The following is an 18,025-nucleotide window of genomic DNA, read 5'->3' on the forward strand; positions in this document are numbered from 1 at the left end:
GATGGTAGGACGGGTCTTCGCCGCGGCGCTGCTGCTGACCGCACCGGCGGCCGCACTGGCACAGAGCGGGCCGCCCTCGCCCAACGCGGTTCGCGCGCCGCGCACCACCGCGGCGGAGGGCGTGTCGCGCAACGCGCCGGTCAACGGCGTGCTGGTGCTCTACGGCAACGAGCGCTGCCCGACCAACGCCGACGGCGCGGAGGTGGTGGTCTGCACCCGCCGGCCTGCCGAGGAGCAGTTCCGCATCCCCAAGGAACTGCGCAACTTCGAGGTCACGCCCGAGAATCAGGCCTGGGCCGCGAAGGAGGCGGCCAACTCGGGCGTCGGCGCGGTCGGCGTCGGCAGCTGCTCCACCGTCGGCGCGGCGAGCGCCACGGGATGCGTGGTGCAGAATGCGACGCGGTGGAAGCGCGAGCGCAAGGCCGCCGCCAAGGTCGCCGAGGACCAGCCCTGAGGGCGTCGAGGAGCGCGGTCGCGCCCCTCGATCCCGATCAGACCAGCTGCGTGACGCGCACGCGGGCGGTGCGACGGCGCAGCGAGTAGCCGACCGCGCCGAACCCCAGGATCATCATCGCCCAGGTGGCGGGCTCGGGCACGGGCGCGACCGCGATGCCGAACAGCTGGCGCGACGTGGTGCCGAGCGTCGACAGCGCGCCGGTGTTCAGGTCGACGCTGTAGAGCGAGCGGCCGTTGTACGCGAACGCTTCACTCCCGGCGATGTCGAAGCTGGTGCGCGACCCCAGGTCCGCGCCGAGCCCGCCGACCGTGGTCAGCACGCCGCCGTTGTTGTTCTGCTTGGCGAGCACGTCGAGATCGGTGTCGATCACGTACAGCTGGGTCGAGGCGGCGGGCTGGCCGAAGCTCGACGTCGTGTAGGCCGCCGCGCTCACACCCGGATCACGCCCGGCGTTCGGGTCGCCCGCGGCGTAGCCGAGCGGGCTGGTGGTCGGCGCGCCGGTGAGCGAGCCGTCGTTCGGGTTGTAGACGTAGTTGTTGTTGGTGTTGCTGACGATGCGGACGCGATCGATCGTCGGGTTGAAGTCGAAGCCGAAGACGCTGCCGTCGATCCCCAGCGCGGCGCTGGCCGCCGTGGCCACACCCGTCATCGTGTTGATCGTGTAGACGACGCGATCGGTGCCGAGGCCGTAGAGCATGCCGGTGAGCGGGCGGAAGTCGAGTGCCTCGATGCTGCTGTTGGTGCCGGTGATCTTCAGCGCCGAGGTGAAGGTGCCCGGCAGCGCGCTGCTGAAGGTCACCAGCGTATTGGTCTCGTCCACGCCGAAGATCGTCGCCGCCGACGCGCTCGCCGGCGCGAGCAGGGCGGCGGTGGCCAGTAGAACTGCCTGTCTCATGATCGCAACTCCCTCTGTTGTCGTCGGGCCAAGCAGAGATCGCGACGTCTCCCGGATCGCGCTCGCCCGCGACCAGACAGCTTTTGGTTAACGGCGAGTCAACGACTTCGCTGTGTCGGGCGTCCTTAACCAGGATTACTTTTTGTGTCTGCGCGGCGGGTGCATCTATTTGCGGGAAGTCCCGTATCTTGCCTCTCTCGCGCCGCTGCCGCGGGTCATCGCGCAGCCATCCACAGCGCCATCGCGACCATCATGACGTTCTCGGTGAGCGAGACGAAGCCGAGCGGCACGCGGGTCGCACCGCCGACGCAGGCGCACTTGAGCTCGCGCCGTTCGATATACACCGCCTTGATCACCGACACCGCGCCGATGCCGCCGATCGCCAGCGCGATCGGCACCGACAGCCAGTCGGCCGCGTGCGCCGCCATCAGCACGCCCGCCAGCCCCTCCGCATAGGGATAGACATAGCCGTAGCGTACCCAGCGCCGCGCCAGCAGGTCGTAGTTGAGGAACATGGTCGAGAAGGTCTCGACGTCCTGCAGCTTGAGCAGCGCGAGCACGCACATGCTGAAGGCGATGAACCACTCCCCCGCGCGAACCGTGAGCGGTGTGCCGAAGGCGGCGTGGCTGACGGCGAGCGCCATCAGCGCGGTCATCAAGAACACCGCGATCACGGGGCGGTAGCTGGTCTCGCCCGCCGCCGCGACGCGCTGGCCGAAGTGGCGGCGCAGGTCGTCGTAGCCACCGACGCGCTCGCCCGCGATGAACGTCTGCGGCGTGGTCTTCACGCCGTGCGCGGCCTTGAAGGCGTCGGTTTCCTCGCGCGTGCGCAGCGGGTGGTCCTCGACGAGGTAGCCGCGGCGCTCGAGCAGGTCCTTGGCCTTGAGCCCGTAGGGGCAGGTGTGGCCGGGCATGACCATGCGGTAGAGCGTGGCGCGGCGGTCGGGTGAGGCGGTCATGCGTGATAGATAAGGGGGGCATACGTCACTCGCCAGCGCGCGGCGGGTGTGAGCGGTGGGCGGTGAAGCCCGTTACACGAGCCCAGCCTCGTCATCCCGGGCTCGATCCCGGCTCCAGCCGCCCGCGTGCTCACCGGCCGCTGAGAACGCGAGACCGCGGAGTTCCGACGCAGGCCGTGATGATGGCGTGCGCTGGAGCGGGCCGGGGGACCCACCCGTGCCCGCCGCCTAACCGATGATCCGCCGATACAAAGCCGCATAGTCGTCGGCCATGCGCTCGACGCTGAACCGCTCCGCGACGCGGCGGCGGCACGCGGCGCGATCGAGCTCGCCGACACGCTCGATCGCCTCGACGGCCTGGTCGACGTTCTCGACCAGGAAGCCGGTCACCCCATGCTCGATCAGCTCGGGCATGGCGCCGCGGCGGTTGGCAATCACCGGCGTGCCGCAGGCCATCGCCTCCACCACCGAGAGGCCGAACGGCTCGTCGAAGTTGATCAGGTGCAGCAGCGCACGCGCGCGCCCCAGCGCGGCGACCCGCTCGGCGCCGCCCACCGCGCCGTGCCACGTCACCCCCGCGCCGCCGAGCGCGGGCGCCACCGCGCGCTCGTGATAGCCTTGATCCTGGACGATACCGTAGAGGTGGAGCTGGCGCCCGCTCGCGCGCGCCGCGGCGATCGCTTCCTCGGCGCCCTTGTCCGCATGGATGCGGCCGAAGAAGAGCAGGTCGTCGCTGCCGCGCGGGTCGAAGGCGAAGTCGTCGAGCGGGATGCCGTGGTGGATCGTCGCGGCGTAGCGCAGCGCGGGATGACGGTCCGCGTCGCTGATCGCGACATATTGGACGCGGTCCTGGAACGGCTGGTACATCGGCAGGATACGATCCGATGAGAAGCCGTGGATCGTCGTCACCAGCGGCGTGTCGACCAGCCGGGCGAAGGCGTGGGCGGGGAAGTCGGCCTGGTTGTGGATCAGGTCGAACTGGTCGGCCTGCTCGAACACGTGCGCGAGATGGCGATATTCCCACACCTTGGCGTCGATGCTCGGATCCTCCGAATAGGGCGCGGGCACGACGCCGTCGAGCGTGCCCGCGGTGACGCTGTCGAGCGTGGCGAACAGCGTGACATCGATGCCGCGCGCGACCAGCGCCTCGGTGAGCAGGTGCGTCACGAGCTCCCACGGGCCATAGTGGCGCGGCGGGGTGCGCCAGGCGATCGGGGCGAGCATGGCGATCTTCATACGTGGTCCTTCGTCATGCGGGGGGCAGGGACGCTTCCCCCTCTGCGCCCATCCTGAACTTGTTCCAGGATTCACCGGCGCGCGCGCGTGCGGAAGCCGATGGGTGTGCGGCACCCTGGATCCTGAAACAAGTTCAGGATGGGCGGTGGCGGAGGGGCGGCGATGGGAGCGACCCGGTCCGCGCGCATGTACACACCTATCGCATCACCACGCCCTCGTCTCCGCGCAGCACGCCGTCACCCGCGCCGTCGAGCGTCGACAGCAGCACCTCGCCCGCGAACGGCAGCGGGCGCGGCTCGGCCGAGAGGTTCAGCGCGACGCGCAGCACCGCCTCGCCTCGCCGCCGCTCGTACGCCAGCACGCCAGGTGCGGCATCGGTCAGCGCGAAGTCTCCCAGCGTCAACGCCGGGTGCGCGCGGCGCAGCGCGAGCAGGCGGCGGTAGAGCGTCAGCATCGAGCGCGGGTCGTCCTCCTGTGCGGCGACGTTGCGCGTGCGCCAGTCGGGATTGAGCGGCAGCCACGGCTCGACCGTGGAGAAGCCGGCGTGAGGACTCATGTCCCACGGCATCGGCGTGCGCGAGCGGTCGCGCCCGATGCCGATTCCGGGCTGGCGCAGCTCCTGCGGGTCGCGCACGCGCTCGGGCGGGATGTCGACCTGGCCGATGCCGAGCTCGTCGCCCTGGTACAGCGTCGGGGTGCCGCGCAACGTCAGCAGCAGCATCGCCGCGACGCGCGCCTGCGCCTCGCCGACGCGCGCGGCGATCCGCGGCGCGTCATGGCTGCCGATCACCCAATTGGGCCAGCCGTGCGGCGGCACCGACGCCTCATAGTCGGCGATCACGCGCCGCAGCGACGCGGCATCCCACGCATTCTCGATCAGCTGGAAGTTGAACGGCAGGTGCACCTGCGGCCGTTCGGGCGTGCCGTACCATCGCGCGTGGCGGTCGTTGGGCAGGAAGATCTCGCCGATCAGCACGCGCTCTCCGTAGCTGTCCGCCAGCGCGCGCATCTCGGCGGCGATGGCGTGCGCCTCGGGCTGGTCGGTCGAGTGCTGCTGGATCAGCCGGTCGCGCTCGGTGATGCCCGGGCGCCAATAGGGGTTGAGCGGATTGTCGGGCAGCCCCTCGGCCTTCACGATGTGCCACAGCACGTCGATGCGAAAGCCGTCGACGCCGCGGTCGAACCAGAAGCGCATGACGTCGAGCATCGCCGCCTTGAGCGCCGAATTCCGCCAGTTCAGATCGGGCTGCTGCTTGAGGAAGGCGTGGAGGTAATATTGCCCCGTGGCCGCGTCATAGTCCCAGGCCGAGCCGCCGAAGTCGCTGATCCAGTTGTTGGGCGGGCCGCCGTCCGGGGCGGGGTCGCGCCAGATGTACCAGTCGCGCTTCGGGTCGGTGCGGCTCGAGCGGCTCGCCTGGAACCAGGGGTGCTGGTCGGACGAATGGTTGGGGACGAAGTCGAGCAGCAGCTTGAGCCCGCGCGCGTGCGCGGCGGCGAGCAGCCGGTCAAAGGCGCCGAGATCGCCGAACATCGGCTCGACGCCACAGTAATCGGCGACGTCATAGCCGAAGTCGGTCATCGGCGACGGGAAGATCGGCGACAGCCAGATCGCGTCGACGCCGAGCGCGGCGACATGATCGAGCCGGCGCTCGACCCCGGCGAGATCGCCGACGCCGTCGCCGTCGCTGTCCTGGAACGAGCGCGGGTAGATCTGGTAGACCGTGCCGCGCTCCCACCAGGGGCGCGGCGGATCGTCGGTGTCGCTCATCGCCGGATAACCGTCAGGTGGGCGAAGCGTTGCGTAACGGCGGCGGTGTGCTCGGGTCCGGGCGGTATCGCCCACGCCGGGCGTCACCCCGGCGCACGCTCTTCAGCCCGCTACCCTCCCACACCGTGATCCCGGAAGACAGTCATGGACTTGTTTCTCGAGTCCACCGCGCCGCGCAGGAACGGCGCATCGGGAAGCGGACGGGTGACTCATAGAACGAGTGCAGGATGACGTCGCGATAGAGGGACGTGCCGCTGACCACACCCCCGGTCACGCCTCACACCCGGATCGCGGCGCTCTCTTCCTCCGGCATCAGCGTCCAGCCGCGCGGGCCGAGCATCTCGAGCGGGCGATAGCGCGTCTTGTACGCCATCCGCGCCGAGCCCTTCACCCAATAGCCCAGATAGACGTACGGCAGCCCCGCTGCCCGCGCGCGCGCGATATGATCGAGGATGATCAGATTGCCGAGCCCCGGGCGCGCCTCCTGGTCGGTGGCGAAGAAGCTGTAGACCATCGACAGGCCGTCGGTCTGGCGGTCGGTGAGGCAGGCCCCGACCAGCCGGCCGGGGCGGTCGCCGACCGAGGGCTCGCGATATTCCACCACCACCGAGTTGACCGGCGACTGCTCGACCATGTCGGCATAGTCCATCTCGTCCATGCCGATCATCCCGCCGCCGGGGTGGCGCGCGGCGAGATACTGGCGCAGCAGCTGATATTGCTCGTCGGTCGCCCAGGGGCGGCACGCGCTCACCTCGAGATCGGCGTGGCGGCGCATCAGCTTGCGCTGGGTCGCGTTGGGCTCGAACTGGTGGGTGAGCACGCGCACTGAGACACAGGCCGCGCAGCCGGCGCAGCTGGGACGATAGGCGACCGACTGGCTGCGGCGGAAACCGATCCGGCCGAGCGCGTCATTGAGTTCGCCCGCGTTGGGGCCGCTCAGCTCGGTGAAGACTTTCCGTTCCTGCCGGCCGGGCAGATACGGGCACGGCTGCGGGCTGGTGACGAAGAAGCGCGGGAATCGAAATGGCGCGGTCACCGCCTTCAGCCTCCTCTACGACTCCGCCCCAGCGCGTGATCTCCCATATGTAGGGTCGCGCCGATGGTGAAAAGTGGATTCACCAAGATTTGCGCGCCGTACCCGCTCAGATCGGTTCAGGCGAGATCGACCGGACGCACCTCATAGCCGGCCTCGCGCAGCGCCACGATCAGGCGATCGAGGTGCGCTCGGTCGCGCGCCTCGCACTCGATGTCGGTGATCAGGCCCTTGGCGGGCAGGGTGGTGAACACGCGCTGGTGATAGATCTCGATGATATTGACTCGCTCGCGGTCGAACACGCGCATCACACCGTAGAGCGCGCCGGGCTGGTCCTGTAGCTGGAGCCGCAGCCGCGCCAGCCGCCCCGAGCGCGCGAGGTCGCGCAGCAGCACGTTGGCGAGCAGCCGCGTGTCGATGTTGCCGCCGCACAGCACGACCCCGACCGTGCGCCCGCGGAAGCGCTCGGGATGCGCCAGCAGCGCGGCGAGGCCGGCGGCGCCCGCGCCCTCCACCACGGTCTTCTCGATCTGGAGCAGGAGGCTCACCGCCTCCTCCAGGCTGCGCTCGGAGACGAGCACGATGTCGTCGACCAGCCGCGCCACCATCTGCGCGGTGATGCCGCCCGGCTCCTTGACCGCGATGCCCTCCGCCAGCGTGTCGCCGGCGCAGGCCAGCTGGGTGGCGTTGATGCGGTTGTACATCGAGGGGTACAGCTCGGCCTGCACGCCGACCACCTCGATCGGGCGCGCGGCGGCGCGCGCCACTGTCGCCATGCCCGAGATCAGCCCGCCGCCGCCGATCGGCACCACCAGCGTGTCGATGTCGGGATGGTCCTCGAGCATCTCGACCGCCACCGTGCCCTGGCCGGCGATGATGCGCGGGTCGTCGAAGGGGTGGACAAAGGTGAAGCCGCGCTCGGACTCGAGCAGCCGCGCGTGCGCGTAGGCGGCGTCGAACGTATCGCCTTCCAGGATCACGTCGGCGCGGTGCGCCTGCGTCTGGGTGACCTTCACCGTCGGCGTGTTGCGGGGCATCACGATCGTCGCGGGCACGCCCAGCCGGTTGGCGTGATAGGCCAGCCCCTGCGCGTGATTGCCTGCCGAGGCCGCGATCACGCCCTTCGCCCGTGCGGCGTCGGACAGCTGCAGCAGCGTGTTGAGCGCGCCGCGCTCCTTGTACGCCGCGGTGAACTGCAGGTTCTCGAACTTGAGGTAGACGGTCGCGCCGGTCAGCTCGGAGAGCGTGCGGCTGATCAGCGTCGGCGTGCGCACGATCGAGGGCGCGATACGCGCGTGCGCGGTGCGGACGTCGTCGATCGTGACGGGCAGGGCGGGATCGGACACGGGAAGGCTGGCCATCCCCTCGTGCTAGCCCATGATCGAGGATAGAGGAACACCCCCGCGCTGGCGCGCATCCGCCGACGCTGCGGCGCCAGCTCGCCTCGTTCCGGATCGCGCCGGTGGTGATGAGCGCGCCGCTTCGTTCCTGCCGGCAGCCCGGTCGACCGCGGCGCCGAGATCGTCGCGGCGGCCATGGTGCTTGCCAAGGAGTTCGGGCGCCCCCGACGCGCTACTCCTCCGTGCGCAGCAGCACCGCCTCGCCGATCAGCAGGAACAGCAGGAAGGGCGCCCAGGCCGCGAGAAAGGGCGGATAGGCGCCGAGATTGCCCATCGCCAGCGCGAACTTGTCGGCCATGAAATAGGCGAAGCCGAGCGCCATGCCGATCACCGCGCGGACGAACAGCGCGCCCGACCGCGCGATGCCGAACGCCGCCACCGCGCCGAGCAGCGGCATCAGTACCGAGGACAGCGGGCCGGAGAGCTTGTGCCACAGCACGCCCTCGAGCGACTTGGTCGGCCGTCCCGCCTCCTCCAGGTCGGAGATGGCGGCACGCAGCCCGGCGAAGGACAGAGCGTCGCCGTCGACGTTGGCGAGCGTGAACTGGTCTGGGGTAACGCCGCGCGCGACGACGGTGGCGCCGAGCGGGGTGAGTGCCCCCGAGGCGACGTCGAAGCGCTTGGCGGGCCACACCTTCCACCCGTCGCCCTGGCGCAGGCCATTCGGCGCGGTGATCAGCCCGCGCAGCCCGCCGTCGGGGTTGCGCTCGTAGACGGTGATCCCGCCGAGCCGCGCCGCCTCGCCGCGCCCGCTGATCCGGTCCGCCGAGATCAGGTTGTTGTCGGCGCGTACCCAGACGTTGGCGCGATCGCCGCGGTCGGGCGGCATCGCGCCGTAGTTGACTTTCTGCCACGCGCTCAGCTCGGCGGTAGCGCGGCTGACGATGCGGTCGTTGAAGGCGAAGGTGACGAGGGCAATGCCGACGCTCGCGATCACCAGCGGCGCCAGCACCTGATGCGCCGACAGCCCCGACGCCTTGAGTGCCACGACCTCGCTGTTGGCGTTCATCGTGATCAGCGTCAGCACCGTGCCGAGCAGCACGGAGAAGGGCAGGAAGGTCGAGATGATCTGCGGCGCCCGCAGCGAGACGTAGCGCCACACCTCGGCGTCGCCGTTGCCTGCCGTGCCGAGGATACGTCCGCTCTCGCTCAGCAGATCGAGCGTCTGCAGCACCAGCACCAGCCCGAACAGGATGCCGAAGGTACGCGTGAGAAACAGCCGCGCCATGTAGATGGCGACGGTGCGCGACGGGAAGAAGGCGCTCACGCGCGGGCCTCCTTGCGGCGCCGGCCGGGCAGGTAGCGCGCGATCGTCTGCCACGCCTTGCCGAAGAAGCGCTCGAGCGCGCCGATCGGCTGGCCGCCCGGGACATAGGCGAGCGTGTAGTACATCCACAGGATCAGCGCGCCGAACAGCAGGAACGGCACCCACAGCGCGATCAGCGGATCGACCGCGCCGCGCTCGCCCACCGCGGCGGCATATTGGTTGATCTTGTGATAGGTCACCACCATCACGATCGAGAGGAACACGCCCAGCGCCGAGCTGGAGCGTTTGGGGGGCACGCCCAGCGACACCGCGAGCAGCGGCAGCAGGAACATCATCGCCACCTCGACCACGCGGAAGTGGAACTCGGCGCGGCTGCCGTCGCGCTGCGCCTCACTGGCGTTGCGGGCATGGCCGAGCTGGGCGAGCTGGGGCAGCGTATATTCCAGGTTCTTGCCGCCGCGCGTGCGGAAGCTCTCGAAGCGCGGCAGGTTGATCGGCAGGTCGTGCGAGCTGAAGGTCAGCACGCGCGGCGTCGGGAAATCGGGGCGGTTGTGGATCAGCGTGCCGTCGGTGAGCCGGAAGGTGATCACGTTCGGATCGTCGGTGGCGAGGAACTGGCCGGTCTCGGCGGTGACGCCGACCCAGTCGTTGCGCGGCGTCAGCGCGTGGAGGAAGATGCCCGAGAGCCGTCGCCCGCTGTCCTGGCTGCGCTCGATGCGCAGCGTCATGCGGTCACCCAAGTGCGTGAACTCGCCCACCTTGATCGAGGCGCCGAGCGCGCCGGTGCGCAGCTCGAAGCGCAGCTTCTCGTAATTGTAGCGCGCCAGCGGCTGGACATAGCCGACGATCGCGATGTTGAGCGCGGCGAGGATGATCGCGTACATGTAGGGCACGCGCAGCAGCCGCGAGTAGCTCATGCCGACGCCGCGCATCACGTCGAGCTCGCTCGAGGTGGCGATGCGGCGGAAAGCGAGCAGCACGCCCAGCATCAGGCCGATCGGGATGCCGAGGCCGAGATACTCGGGCAGCAGGTTGGCCAGCATCTTCCACACCACGCTGACCGGGCCGCCCTGCGTGATGACGAAGTCGAACAGGCGGCCGATCCGGTCGAGGATCAGCAGCATCGAGGCGATCAGCAGCGTGGCGAACAGCGGCAGCGCGATCAGCCGGGCCATGTAGCGGTCGATCGAGGTGAACAAGGTGCGGCGCTGCCCCGTGGCGTCGGGCGGTGAAGGCCCTGGTGAGGCTGCGGCTATACGAGGCCGCGGCGCGCGCGTCAGCAGCGAAAAGCGTGTGGGTGAGGGGATGTGGGGCGGGTGGGCGACTTCTTAGCTCCTCCCCGTCCCGGAGAGGGGGACCGCCGGCGGAGCCGGTGGTGGAGGGGGCTCCCCGCGAGTACAACGTCGGTTTAGGCTATCCCTCACAGCGCTGCGCTGCGTGGAGAGCCCCCTCCACCAGCCTCCGGCTGATCCCCCCTCCTCGTCCTGGGGAGGATCTTGCCCCCTCACGCCGCCGCGCGCGTCTCCTCAGGCATCGCAGCGGCCTGCGCCACCGCGCGCTCCAGCGCCGCGAGTGTGAAGGGCTTGCGCAGCACCGGGCGCCCGCCGAGATCGATCGCCTCGTCCGCGCCGCCCGCGAAGCCCGTGACGAACAGCACCGGCACGCGCGCGTGGGTCGCGGCCAGCTTGGCCACCATCTCGGGGCCCGTCAGCGTCGGCATCAGCACGTCGGACAGGATCAGATCGACGCGATTCATCCCGGCGAGCAGCGCGGCGGCGCGGGTCGGATCGTCGCACGCGCGCGGGTGATGACCGAGTTCGCGCAGCGCGTCCATGGTCGCGGGCAGCACCCGCGGGTCGTCCTCCACCACCAGGATGTGCAGGCCGCTCACGTCGGGCGCCGACACGACGGCCGGCGCCGCGACGGGGCGTGACGGCGTGGACGTCGCGGCCGGCGCGCGCTCGCGCGGGAGCAGCAGCGTCACCGTGGTGCCGAGCCCCACCACCGAGTCGACCGACACGTCGCCGCCCAGCCCGCGCGCGAAGGAGAAGACCTGGCTCAGCCCCAGGCCCGTGCCCTTGCCGACCGGCTTGGTGGTGAAGAAGGGTTCGAACACGCGCTCGACGATGTCGGGCGTCATCCCGCAGCCGGTATCGCTCACCGCCAGCGCGACATAGTCCTCGCCGGCGACGGTCCGGCGCAGCGCGCGGACCGTGAGCGTGCCGCGCCCTTCCATCGCGTCGCGCGCGTTCACCGCGAGGTTGACCAGCGAGTTCTCGAGCTGGACTCGATCGGCGCGCGTGGACCAGCCCTCGCTCTCGTCGCCGAACTGGACGGTGACACCGTCGCCCAGGGTGCGCCCGATCAGGTCGGCGAGCCCCGCAAACAATGGTGCGGCGGCGATCGGTTCGGGGTTGATCGCGGTCTCGCGGGCGAAGGCGAGCAGCTGTTGGGTCAGCGCGGCGGCGCGCTGCGCGCCCTCGTGCGCGCTCGCGAGGTGGCGCGCCGCCGTCCGCGGGTCGATCGTCACGGCGCGCTGCGCCAGCTCGATCCCGCCCAGCACCACGGCGAGCATATTGTTGAAGTCGTGCGCGATGCCGCCGGTCAGCTGGCCCACCGCCTCCATCTTCTGGATCTGCCGCAGCCGCGCCTCCTGCGCGCGCAGCTCCTCGGTCGCCTGCGCCACCGCGCTGGCGAGTTCCTCCGCACGGTCGCGCTGCGCGTCGGCCTCGGCGCGCGCCACCGCGTGTTCGGACAGCGCGGAGACCACCGCCCAGCCGAGCCAGATCACCCCGACGACCAGCAGCAGCCCGAAGGCGGCGAGCACCTTGGCGATGATGCTCGAGCGCCGCACCGATGCCTGGGCGTGGCTGGTGCGCGCCTCGAGCAGCACGCGCTCCTGCGCCACCAGCGCGTCGAGCCCCGCGTTGATCCGCGCCAGCGAGTCGGCCTTGCTGCTGTGATAGAAGCGCGCGAGCGCCTGGTTGTTCTTGCGATAGTTGGTGTTGAGCGCGGTGAGCGCGAGCTCGTCGCCGCGCTCGCGGAAGGCGTCGCGAACCTCGGCGAGATGGCGCGACTGGACGGCATTGTCGTGCGTCAGCTTCTCGAGCCGGTCGATCGTCTCGTCGGCGCGGCGCCAGTCCTCGAAATACAGGCGGCCGAGCTGCTGGTCGCCCGAGATGACGTAGCGGCCCAGCGACGCCTCGGAGCGCGCGATCGTGCCCTGGAGCGTGCGTACCAGGATCATCACGTCGTAGCTGTGGCGCTGCGCCGCCAGCGCGTCGTCGCGGCGGTGGTTGGCCTCGCGCAGCGTCAGCAGCAGCGCGGCGAGCACCGCGACACCCAGCAGCCCCATCACCCACAGGGCGATCGTGCCCCAGGTGGAGGTCGGGCCCCCGCGCTCGGCGTCGTCGTCGGTCACGCCCGCGGTTTACCGCCGTTTACCTTACCAAAGGGTAAGCGCTCCGCTCAGGCCGCCGCGATCGCGCCCACTTGCTGACCCGCCGCGGCGAACATCCCGATCACGCGATCGATCTGCTCGGCGCTGTGCTCGGCGCAGATCGAGCAGCGCAGCAGGAAGGTGCCCGTCGGCGTCGCGGGCGGGCGGGCGACGTTGACGTACAGCCCGGCCTCGAGCAGCCCCTGCCACATCGCCACCGCCTGTTCCTGGTCCTCCAGGATCACCGCGACGATCGCCGAATCGGGTGCCTCGGTGCCGAGCCGGAAGCCCAGCGCCTTGAGCCCGCCGTGCAGCCGTCGCGCATTGTCCCACAGCCGCGCGCGCTTCTCGTGCGCGTGCATCAGCTTGCGCACCGAGGCAGCGGCGGTCGCGACCACCGACGGCGGCAGCGAGGCGGTGAAGATATAGGGGCGGCAGGACAGGCGCAGCGCCTCGAACTTGGGATGGTTCGAGATGCAGAAGCCGCCGACGGTGCCGACCGACTTGGAGAAGGTGCCGATCACGAAATCGACGTCGTCGCCGAGCGTCAGGCCCAGCTCCTCGTACACGCCGCGGCCGTGTTCGCCGAAGAAGCCCATCGAGTGCGCCTCGTCGACCAGCACCATGCAGCCGTGCTTCCGCGCCACCGCGACCATCTCGCGCAGCGGCGCGATGTCGCCCAGCATCGAGTAGACGCCCTCGAGCACCACCAGCTTGCCCGGCTCCTTGGGCAGGCGGCCGAGGCGCTTGTCGAGGTCCTCGACCGAGTTGTGGCGGAAGCGGACGATCTCGGCATCGCCCATCTTGCAGCCGTCGTAGATCGAGGCGTGGCTGTCGGCGTCGAGGATGACATATTCGCCGCGCCCCGCGATCGTCGAGATCACGCCGAGGTTCGCCTGGTAGCCGGTCGAGAAGACCATCGCGTGCGCGGCGCCGTAGAACGCGCGCAGCGCGTCCTCGGCGTCGACATGGTCGCGGAAGGTGCCGTTGAGCATGCGGCTGCCGTTGGTGCCGCTGCCGAACTGCTCCAGCGCGCGCTTGCCCGCCGCGATCACGTCGGGGTCGAAGGTCATCCCCATGTAATTGTAGGTGCCGAGCAGGATCGTCTCCCGCCCGCGGATCACCGCGGTGGTGGGCGAGCGCACCTCCTCCATGACGATGCCGAACGGATCGCGCACGCCCGAGGCCATCAGCTTGTCCCGCTCGGCGATCAGCGGGTCGAACTTGGCGAACAGGTCGCGCGCGGTCGGCGCGGGCGCGACGGTCTCGGGCAGCGCCTCGGGCTGGAGGCCGGTCTCGGTCATCGCGGTCAGCCCCGCAGCTTCTCGACCGCGTCGGCGAGCTGCCCCACGGTCTCGATCTCGGCCTGCATGTTCATCGTGATGATGATGTCGAACTCGTCCTCGATCGCGGCGACGAAGTCCATCACGGTGAGCGAGTCCCACTCCAGGTCGCCCTGGAAGGTGGTCGCCTCGGTGATCTCGATGCCCTTCTTGTTGAAGGGTTCGATCTGCGCGCGGAGCGTGTCGAGGATCGCGGTACGGTCGGTCATAAGCTCGGCTGTGGCCTTGAAATGCGGCGGATGTCGGGCCGCGCTATAGCAGCCCCTGGGCGCGATACCATCGCGCCGTGGCGGCCAGCCCCTCCGACGCGCCGATCCGCGCGCGCCACAGCGCGGGCGGAGGCGCCTTGGCGGGATCGGCGGTCCAGTCGGGGTGGACCATATAGGCGACGCGGTCGGCGGTGAGCTTGGCGTTCGCGCCGCGGAACAGCGCGTCACCGCGCGCGGCGAGGCGGAGCAGCGCGGCGGGCAGCGGCAGCGGCAGCGCGCGGCGGCCGACCGCGGCGGCGATCGCGCGCGCGAAGTCGGTGTAGCGCAGCGCGCCGTCGGGGCTGGCGGGCTCGTAGGTGGCGTACGTGCCCGTCCTCGGCCGCTCGGCGAGGGTGAGCAGCAGCCGCGCGAGGTCGTCGACGTGGATGATCGAGAGCCGGCCCGAGGGGGGCAACGGCACCACGCCGCGCTGCGCCGCGCGGAACAGGTCGCGCTGCTCCATGTCGCCGGGGCCGTAGACGCCGGGCGGGCGGACGATCGTCCAGTCGAGCCCGCTGGCGGCCACCTCCGCCTCGGCGCCCGCCTTGGACCAGCCATAGTTGGACAGGTCCGGCTCGCGCGCGGCGAGCGAGGAGACGTGGACGAAGCGGCCGACTCCCCACACCTTGGCCGCCTCGACCACGGCGCGCGTACCCTCGATGTTGGCGGCAGCGAAACCGGCGCGGTCGGGCGCGTTCACCGCGCCGGCGACATGGACCACCGCGTCGGCGGCCGAGACCAGCGTCGAGAGCGCCGCCGCGTCGTCGAGCGCGCCGCTCACCCAGGTCACGCCGTGGCGCTCCGGCTGCGTCCGCCGCGCCAGCGCGCGCACTTCGTGCCCCGCGGCGAGCGCCTGCTCCAGCAGCGCGCCGCCGACGAAGCCGGTCGCCCCGGTCAGCGCCAGGATCACAGCAGCGCCATGTGGTTGCGATGGACCAACGCGGCGCGCGGGGCATAGCCGAGGATCGCCGCCTGCTCGTCGCTGCGCCGTCCGAGCAGCCGCGTCGCCTCGCCCGCGTCATATTCGGCGAGGCCGCGCGCGATCGTCCCCGCCGGCCCCTCGATGGTGACGAGATCACCGCGCGCGAACTCCCCCTCCACCCGCGTGACGCCCGCGGCGAGCAGGCTGCGGCCCTCGGTCAGCGCGCGCGCGGCGCCGGCGTCGACGTGGATCGCCCCGCGCGCGGTCAGCCCGCCGGCGAGCCACGCCTTGCGCGCGGGCGCGGCGCGCTCGGCGACGAAGAGCGTGTGGCGCGCCGCCGCCGACAGCGGCGCCTCGGCACGCCCCGACGCGATCGCCAGCGCGGCGCCCGCGGCATTGGCGATCCGCGCCGCCGCGATCTTGGAGACCATCCCGCCCGAGCCCATGCCCGAGGCCGAGCCGCGGTCCGCCATCGCCTCGATCGCGGCGTCGATGCGCTCGACGCGTCCGATGTGCCGCGCGCCGGGCAGCGCGGGATTGCGGTCGTACAGGCCGTCGACGTCGGAGAGCAGCACCACGCCCTGTGCCGCCGCGGCCTGCGCCACGCGCGCGGCGAGCCGGTCGTTGTCGCCGAAGCGGATCTCCTCGGTGGCGACCGAGTCGTTCTCGTTGATCACGGGCACGACGCCGAGCTGGAGCAGCCGATTGAGCGTGGCGGCGGCGTTGAGATAGCGGCGCCGCTCTTCCAGGTCGCCCAGCGTGACGAGCATCTGCGCCGCGGTCAGTCCGCGCGCGCCGAGCACCTCGGCCCACACGCCGGCGAGCGCGATCTGCCCGGTCGCGGCGGCGGCCTGCGCGTCCTCCAGGCTGGCGCGCCCGCCCTTGGCCAGCCCGAGCCGGCGGGCGCCGAGCGCGATCGCGCCGGAGGAGACCACCGCCACCTGCTGCCCGGCGGCGACTCGCTCGGCGATGGCGCCGGCGATCGTCTCGAGCCAGCCGCGGCGCACCCCGCCGGCGTCGTCGACGAGCAGCGCCGAGCCGATCTTGACGATCAGGCGCGGGCAGGCGGCGGGCGGGAAGAGCGACATGGCGCGGCGAGCGGTAGCGCGCGCACGCGCCGCGCTCAATCGCGCGCGAAGATCTCGGCGTGGGGAAGGGTGAGGCGCAGGGCGGGCAGGGCGACGTCGACCGGCACATCATGCGCGACGTCGCTCCACGCGCGCGGCCCGTTGCGCTGCAGGACGCGCAGGCGCTCGGCGGCGATGTCGACGAACACGATCGTGTCGACGCTGGGCAGGGCTCTGTACTCCTCCAGCTTGACGGTGAGGTCGGTGCGCGCGGTGCTGCCGGAGAGCACTTCGAATAAGACGCGCGGATCGGTGAAGGCGCGCTCGTTGTCGTAGGACGGGTCGCTCTTGCCGTGGAAGACGGCCACGTCGGATTGTCGTACCGAAAGGTCGCCGGTGCGTGTCGCCAGCTGCGAGGAATAGGCGGCGAACCCCGAACCACGTAGGCTGGTCGCGAGATAGGTCAGGACGTTGCCGGCCACTTCGACATGGCGCTTGGTCGCGCCAGTGATGATCCTAACCACCCCGCGGTCGAGTTCGGCCTTCTCCTCGCCGAAGTCGATCGCGAGGAAGCGCTCGGCGGTGAGTGAAGGGTAAAGGGGCGTGATCGGCGCGGTCATCACCTCATGATAGAGGCGTGGCGCGGCGCGTAGTCATCGCGGGCCGTTGACGGTAGGGAGGGGGATAATGTCCGATAGCGTTCTTAGGTCTGTCGGCCTCGAGTGGATCGTGCTCCGGCGAACGCCGGAGCCCAGGGCCGCCGGCGTGACCCTCGTGGCTCTGGGCTCCTGCGTCCGCAGGAGCACCGCGCTGGTTCGAGCCAGGTGGATCACACGCTAGTCTCACCCCCGCAGCGGCGACCACTCCAGCGCTTCCTCCTCGCCGTCGTCGTCGACCGGCGACTCGCTCGTCGGGATCGCCTCGAGCAATTTGTCGAGCGCCCAGTCGACGCCGACGCCGCTCGCGCCCGAGAGCGGGATCACCTCGGCGCCGCTCGCTTCCTCCAGCTCCGCCGCCAGCGCCGCGATCAGCTCGTCGTCGAGCGTGTCGATCTTGTTGAGCGCGACCACCACGGGCTTGTCCTCGAGCCCGCCGCCATAGGCCGCCAGCTCGTCGCGCACGATGCGATAGCTCTCCGCCACGTCCTCGTCGTTGGCGTCGATGAGGTGGAGCAGCACCCGGCAGCGCTCGATATGGCCGAGGAAGCGGTCGCCGATGCCCGCGCCCTCGGCCGCGCCCTCGATCAGGCCGGGGATGTCGGCGACGACGAACTCGCGCTGCTTGTGGCGCACCACGCCGAGCTGCGGGCGAGTCGTGGTGAAGGCATAGGCGCCCACCTTGGCCTGGGCGTTGGTGACCTGGTTGATGAAGGTCGACTTGCCCGCGTTGGGCAGCCCGACCAGCCCCGCGTCGGCGAGCAGCTTGAGCCGCAGCCAGACCCAGGCTTCCTCGCTGGGCCAACCGGTGCCGTGCTGGTGCGGCGCGCGGTTGGTCGAGGTCTTGTAGCTGGCGTTGCCGCGCCCGCCGTCGCCGCCGCGCAGGAACACGATCCGCTCGCCTACCCTGGTGAGATCGGCCAGCATCGTGCGCTCCTCGTCGTCGGCGAGGATCTGCGTGCCGACCGGCACCTTGATGACGAGGTCCTTGCCGCCGCCGCCGGTGCGGTTGCTGCCCGAGCCGCCGGTGCCGCGCGGGGCGCGGAAATGCTGGGTATAGCGGAAGTCGATCAGCGTGTTCAGCCCGGCCACCGCCTCGAAGACGATGTCGCCGCCCTTGCCGCCGTCACCGCCGTCGGGGCCGCCATATTCGATGTACTTCTCGCGCCGGAAGCTGACCGCGCCGGGACCGCCCGCGCCCGAGCGCACGAAGATCTTTGCCTGATCGAGGAAATGCATGGCGGCTCCGTACCGCGTCGCGGCGGTGAAAGCGACCGTCGCGTGGCCGCTTGGGCGACGCGCCGTCGCGCTCCGGCGGACGCGGGAGCCCAGGGC

General features: G+C 70.8%; 16 protein-coding genes. 1 reads left to right on the top strand and 15 read right to left on the bottom strand.

The window, feature by feature from the left end:
* Position 1: 1 nt before the first annotated feature.
* Positions 2-454, top strand: coding sequence for a hypothetical protein (locus tag FHY05_RS19525; protein WP_183946103.1), 453 nt, complete (start codon positions 2-4; stop codon positions 452-454).
* Positions 455-491: 37 nt separating this feature from the next.
* On the opposite strand, the gene FHY05_RS19530 is transcribed toward FHY05_RS19525, so the two are convergent.
* The 15 genes from FHY05_RS19530 to obgE all read right to left on the bottom strand — a co-directional run bounded on the left by FHY05_RS19530 (position 492) and on the right by obgE (position 17,929).
* Complete coding sequence (locus tag FHY05_RS19530; RefSeq protein WP_183946104.1) at positions 492-1,352, bottom strand: DUF4394 domain-containing protein; 861 nt, start codon at positions 1,350-1,352, stop codon at positions 492-494.
* Between the two features lie 215 nt (positions 1,353-1,567).
* On the bottom strand, positions 1,568-2,311 hold the full coding sequence (locus tag FHY05_RS19535; protein WP_183946105.1) for a MauE/DoxX family redox-associated membrane protein: 744 nt from the start codon (positions 2,309-2,311) through the stop codon (positions 1,568-1,570).
* A 228-nt stretch (positions 2,312-2,539) separates the two neighbouring features.
* Positions 2,540-3,547 (bottom strand): glycosyltransferase family 4 protein, encoded by a 1,008-nt coding sequence (locus tag FHY05_RS19540; RefSeq protein ID WP_183946106.1) that lies wholly within the window; start codon positions 3,545-3,547, stop codon positions 2,540-2,542.
* 196 nt (positions 3,548-3,743) lie between these two features.
* A complete protein-coding gene (locus tag FHY05_RS19545) occupies positions 3,744-5,315 on the bottom strand; it encodes an alpha-amylase family glycosyl hydrolase (RefSeq protein ID WP_183946107.1) in 1,572 nt (523 codons plus the stop codon).
* Between the two features lie 277 nt (positions 5,316-5,592).
* Complete coding sequence (locus FHY05_RS19550; RefSeq protein ID WP_183946108.1) at positions 5,593-6,351, bottom strand: arginyltransferase; 759 nt, start codon at positions 6,349-6,351, stop codon at positions 5,593-5,595.
* 116 nt (positions 6,352-6,467) lie between these two features.
* Positions 6,468-7,709: a threonine ammonia-lyase gene (locus FHY05_RS19555; RefSeq protein WP_183946109.1), complete on the bottom strand. Its 1,242-nt coding sequence runs from the start codon at positions 7,707-7,709 to the stop codon at positions 6,468-6,470.
* Positions 7,710-7,920: 211 nt separating this feature from the next.
* Positions 7,921-8,976, bottom strand: coding sequence for an LPS export ABC transporter permease LptG (gene lptG / locus FHY05_RS19560; protein ID WP_183946165.1), 1,056 nt, complete (start codon positions 8,974-8,976; stop codon positions 7,921-7,923).
* A 35-nt stretch (positions 8,977-9,011) separates the two neighbouring features.
* The gene (gene lptF / locus FHY05_RS19565) at positions 9,012-10,190 is read right to left on the bottom strand and encodes an LPS export ABC transporter permease LptF (RefSeq protein WP_183946164.1); all 1,179 of its coding nucleotides are present in this window, start codon (positions 10,188-10,190) and stop codon (positions 9,012-9,014) included.
* 329 nt (positions 10,191-10,519) lie between these two features.
* The gene (locus FHY05_RS19570) at positions 10,520-12,436 is read right to left on the bottom strand and encodes an ATP-binding protein (RefSeq protein WP_311732535.1); all 1,917 of its coding nucleotides are present in this window, start codon (positions 12,434-12,436) and stop codon (positions 10,520-10,522) included.
* 47 nt (positions 12,437-12,483) lie between these two features.
* Positions 12,484-13,758: a serine palmitoyltransferase gene (gene spt, locus FHY05_RS19575; protein WP_183946110.1), complete on the bottom strand. Its 1,275-nt coding sequence runs from the start codon at positions 13,756-13,758 to the stop codon at positions 12,484-12,486.
* Positions 13,759-13,763: 5 nt separating this feature from the next.
* Positions 13,764-14,006 carry an acyl carrier protein gene (locus tag FHY05_RS19580; protein WP_183946111.1) on the bottom strand — a complete coding sequence of 81 codons (243 nt, stop codon included), beginning with the start codon at positions 14,004-14,006 and terminating at the stop codon, positions 13,764-13,766.
* A gap of 43 nt (positions 14,007-14,049) precedes the next feature.
* On the bottom strand, positions 14,050-14,955 hold the full coding sequence (locus tag FHY05_RS19585; RefSeq protein ID WP_183946112.1) for an NAD(P)-dependent oxidoreductase: 906 nt from the start codon (positions 14,953-14,955) through the stop codon (positions 14,050-14,052).
* Positions 14,952-16,055: a glutamate 5-kinase gene (proB, locus tag FHY05_RS19590; protein ID WP_183946113.1), complete on the bottom strand. Its 1,104-nt coding sequence runs from the start codon at positions 16,053-16,055 to the stop codon at positions 14,952-14,954. Before proB ends, FHY05_RS19585 begins: the two co-directional genes overlap by 4 nt.
* A gap of 35 nt (positions 16,056-16,090) precedes the next feature.
* The gene (locus FHY05_RS19595) at positions 16,091-16,654 is read right to left on the bottom strand and encodes a Uma2 family endonuclease (protein WP_183946114.1); all 564 of its coding nucleotides are present in this window, start codon (positions 16,652-16,654) and stop codon (positions 16,091-16,093) included.
* Positions 16,655-16,876: 222 nt separating this feature from the next.
* Positions 16,877-17,929, bottom strand: a complete 1,053-nt coding sequence (gene obgE / locus FHY05_RS19600; protein ID WP_183946115.1) for a GTPase ObgE — start codon at positions 17,927-17,929, stop codon at positions 16,877-16,879.
* Positions 17,930-18,025 lie beyond the last annotated feature (96 nt).

It is taken from the genome of Sphingomonas sp. BK580, from assembly GCF_014194975.1.
Classification (GTDB): Bacteria; Pseudomonadota; Alphaproteobacteria; order Sphingomonadales; family Sphingomonadaceae; genus Sphingomonas.

Bases quoted from the DNA above. Each gene is read 5' to 3' on its own strand.
- FHY05_RS19525 (WP_183946103.1), top strand. From the start codon at position 2: ATGGTAGGACGGGTCTTCGCCGCGGCGCTGCTGCTGACCGCACCGGCG.
- FHY05_RS19530 (WP_183946104.1), bottom strand. From the start codon at position 1,352: ATGAGACAGGCAGTTCTACTGGCCACCGCCGCCCTGCTCGCGCCGGCG.
- FHY05_RS19535 (WP_183946105.1), bottom strand. From the start codon at position 2,311: ATGACCGCCTCACCCGACCGCCGCGCCACGCTCTACCGCATGGTCATG.
- FHY05_RS19540 (WP_183946106.1), bottom strand. From the start codon at position 3,547: ATGAAGATCGCCATGCTCGCCCCGATCGCCTGGCGCACCCCGCCGCGC.
- FHY05_RS19545 (WP_183946107.1), bottom strand. From the start codon at position 5,315: ATGAGCGACACCGACGATCCGCCGCGCCCCTGGTGGGAGCGCGGCACG.
- FHY05_RS19555 (WP_183946109.1), bottom strand. From the start codon at position 7,709: ATGGCCAGCCTTCCCGTGTCCGATCCCGCCCTGCCCGTCACGATCGAC.
- lptG (WP_183946165.1), bottom strand. From the start codon at position 8,976: ATGGCGCGGCTGTTTCTCACGCGTACCTTCGGCATCCTGTTCGGGCTG.
- lptF (WP_183946164.1), bottom strand. From the start codon at position 10,190: ATGGCCCGGCTGATCGCGCTGCCGCTGTTCGCCACGCTGCTGATCGCC.
- spt (WP_183946110.1), bottom strand. From the start codon at position 13,758: ATGACCGAGACCGGCCTCCAGCCCGAGGCGCTGCCCGAGACCGTCGCG.
- FHY05_RS19580 (WP_183946111.1), bottom strand. From the start codon at position 14,006: ATGACCGACCGTACCGCGATCCTCGACACGCTCCGCGCGCAGATCGAA.
- proB (WP_183946113.1), bottom strand. From the start codon at position 16,055: ATGTCGCTCTTCCCGCCCGCCGCCTGCCCGCGCCTGATCGTCAAGATC.
- FHY05_RS19595 (WP_183946114.1), bottom strand. From the start codon at position 16,654: ATGACCGCGCCGATCACGCCCCTTTACCCTTCACTCACCGCCGAGCGC.
- obgE (WP_183946115.1), bottom strand. From the start codon at position 17,929: ATGCATTTCCTCGATCAGGCAAAGATCTTCGTGCGCTCGGGCGCGGGC.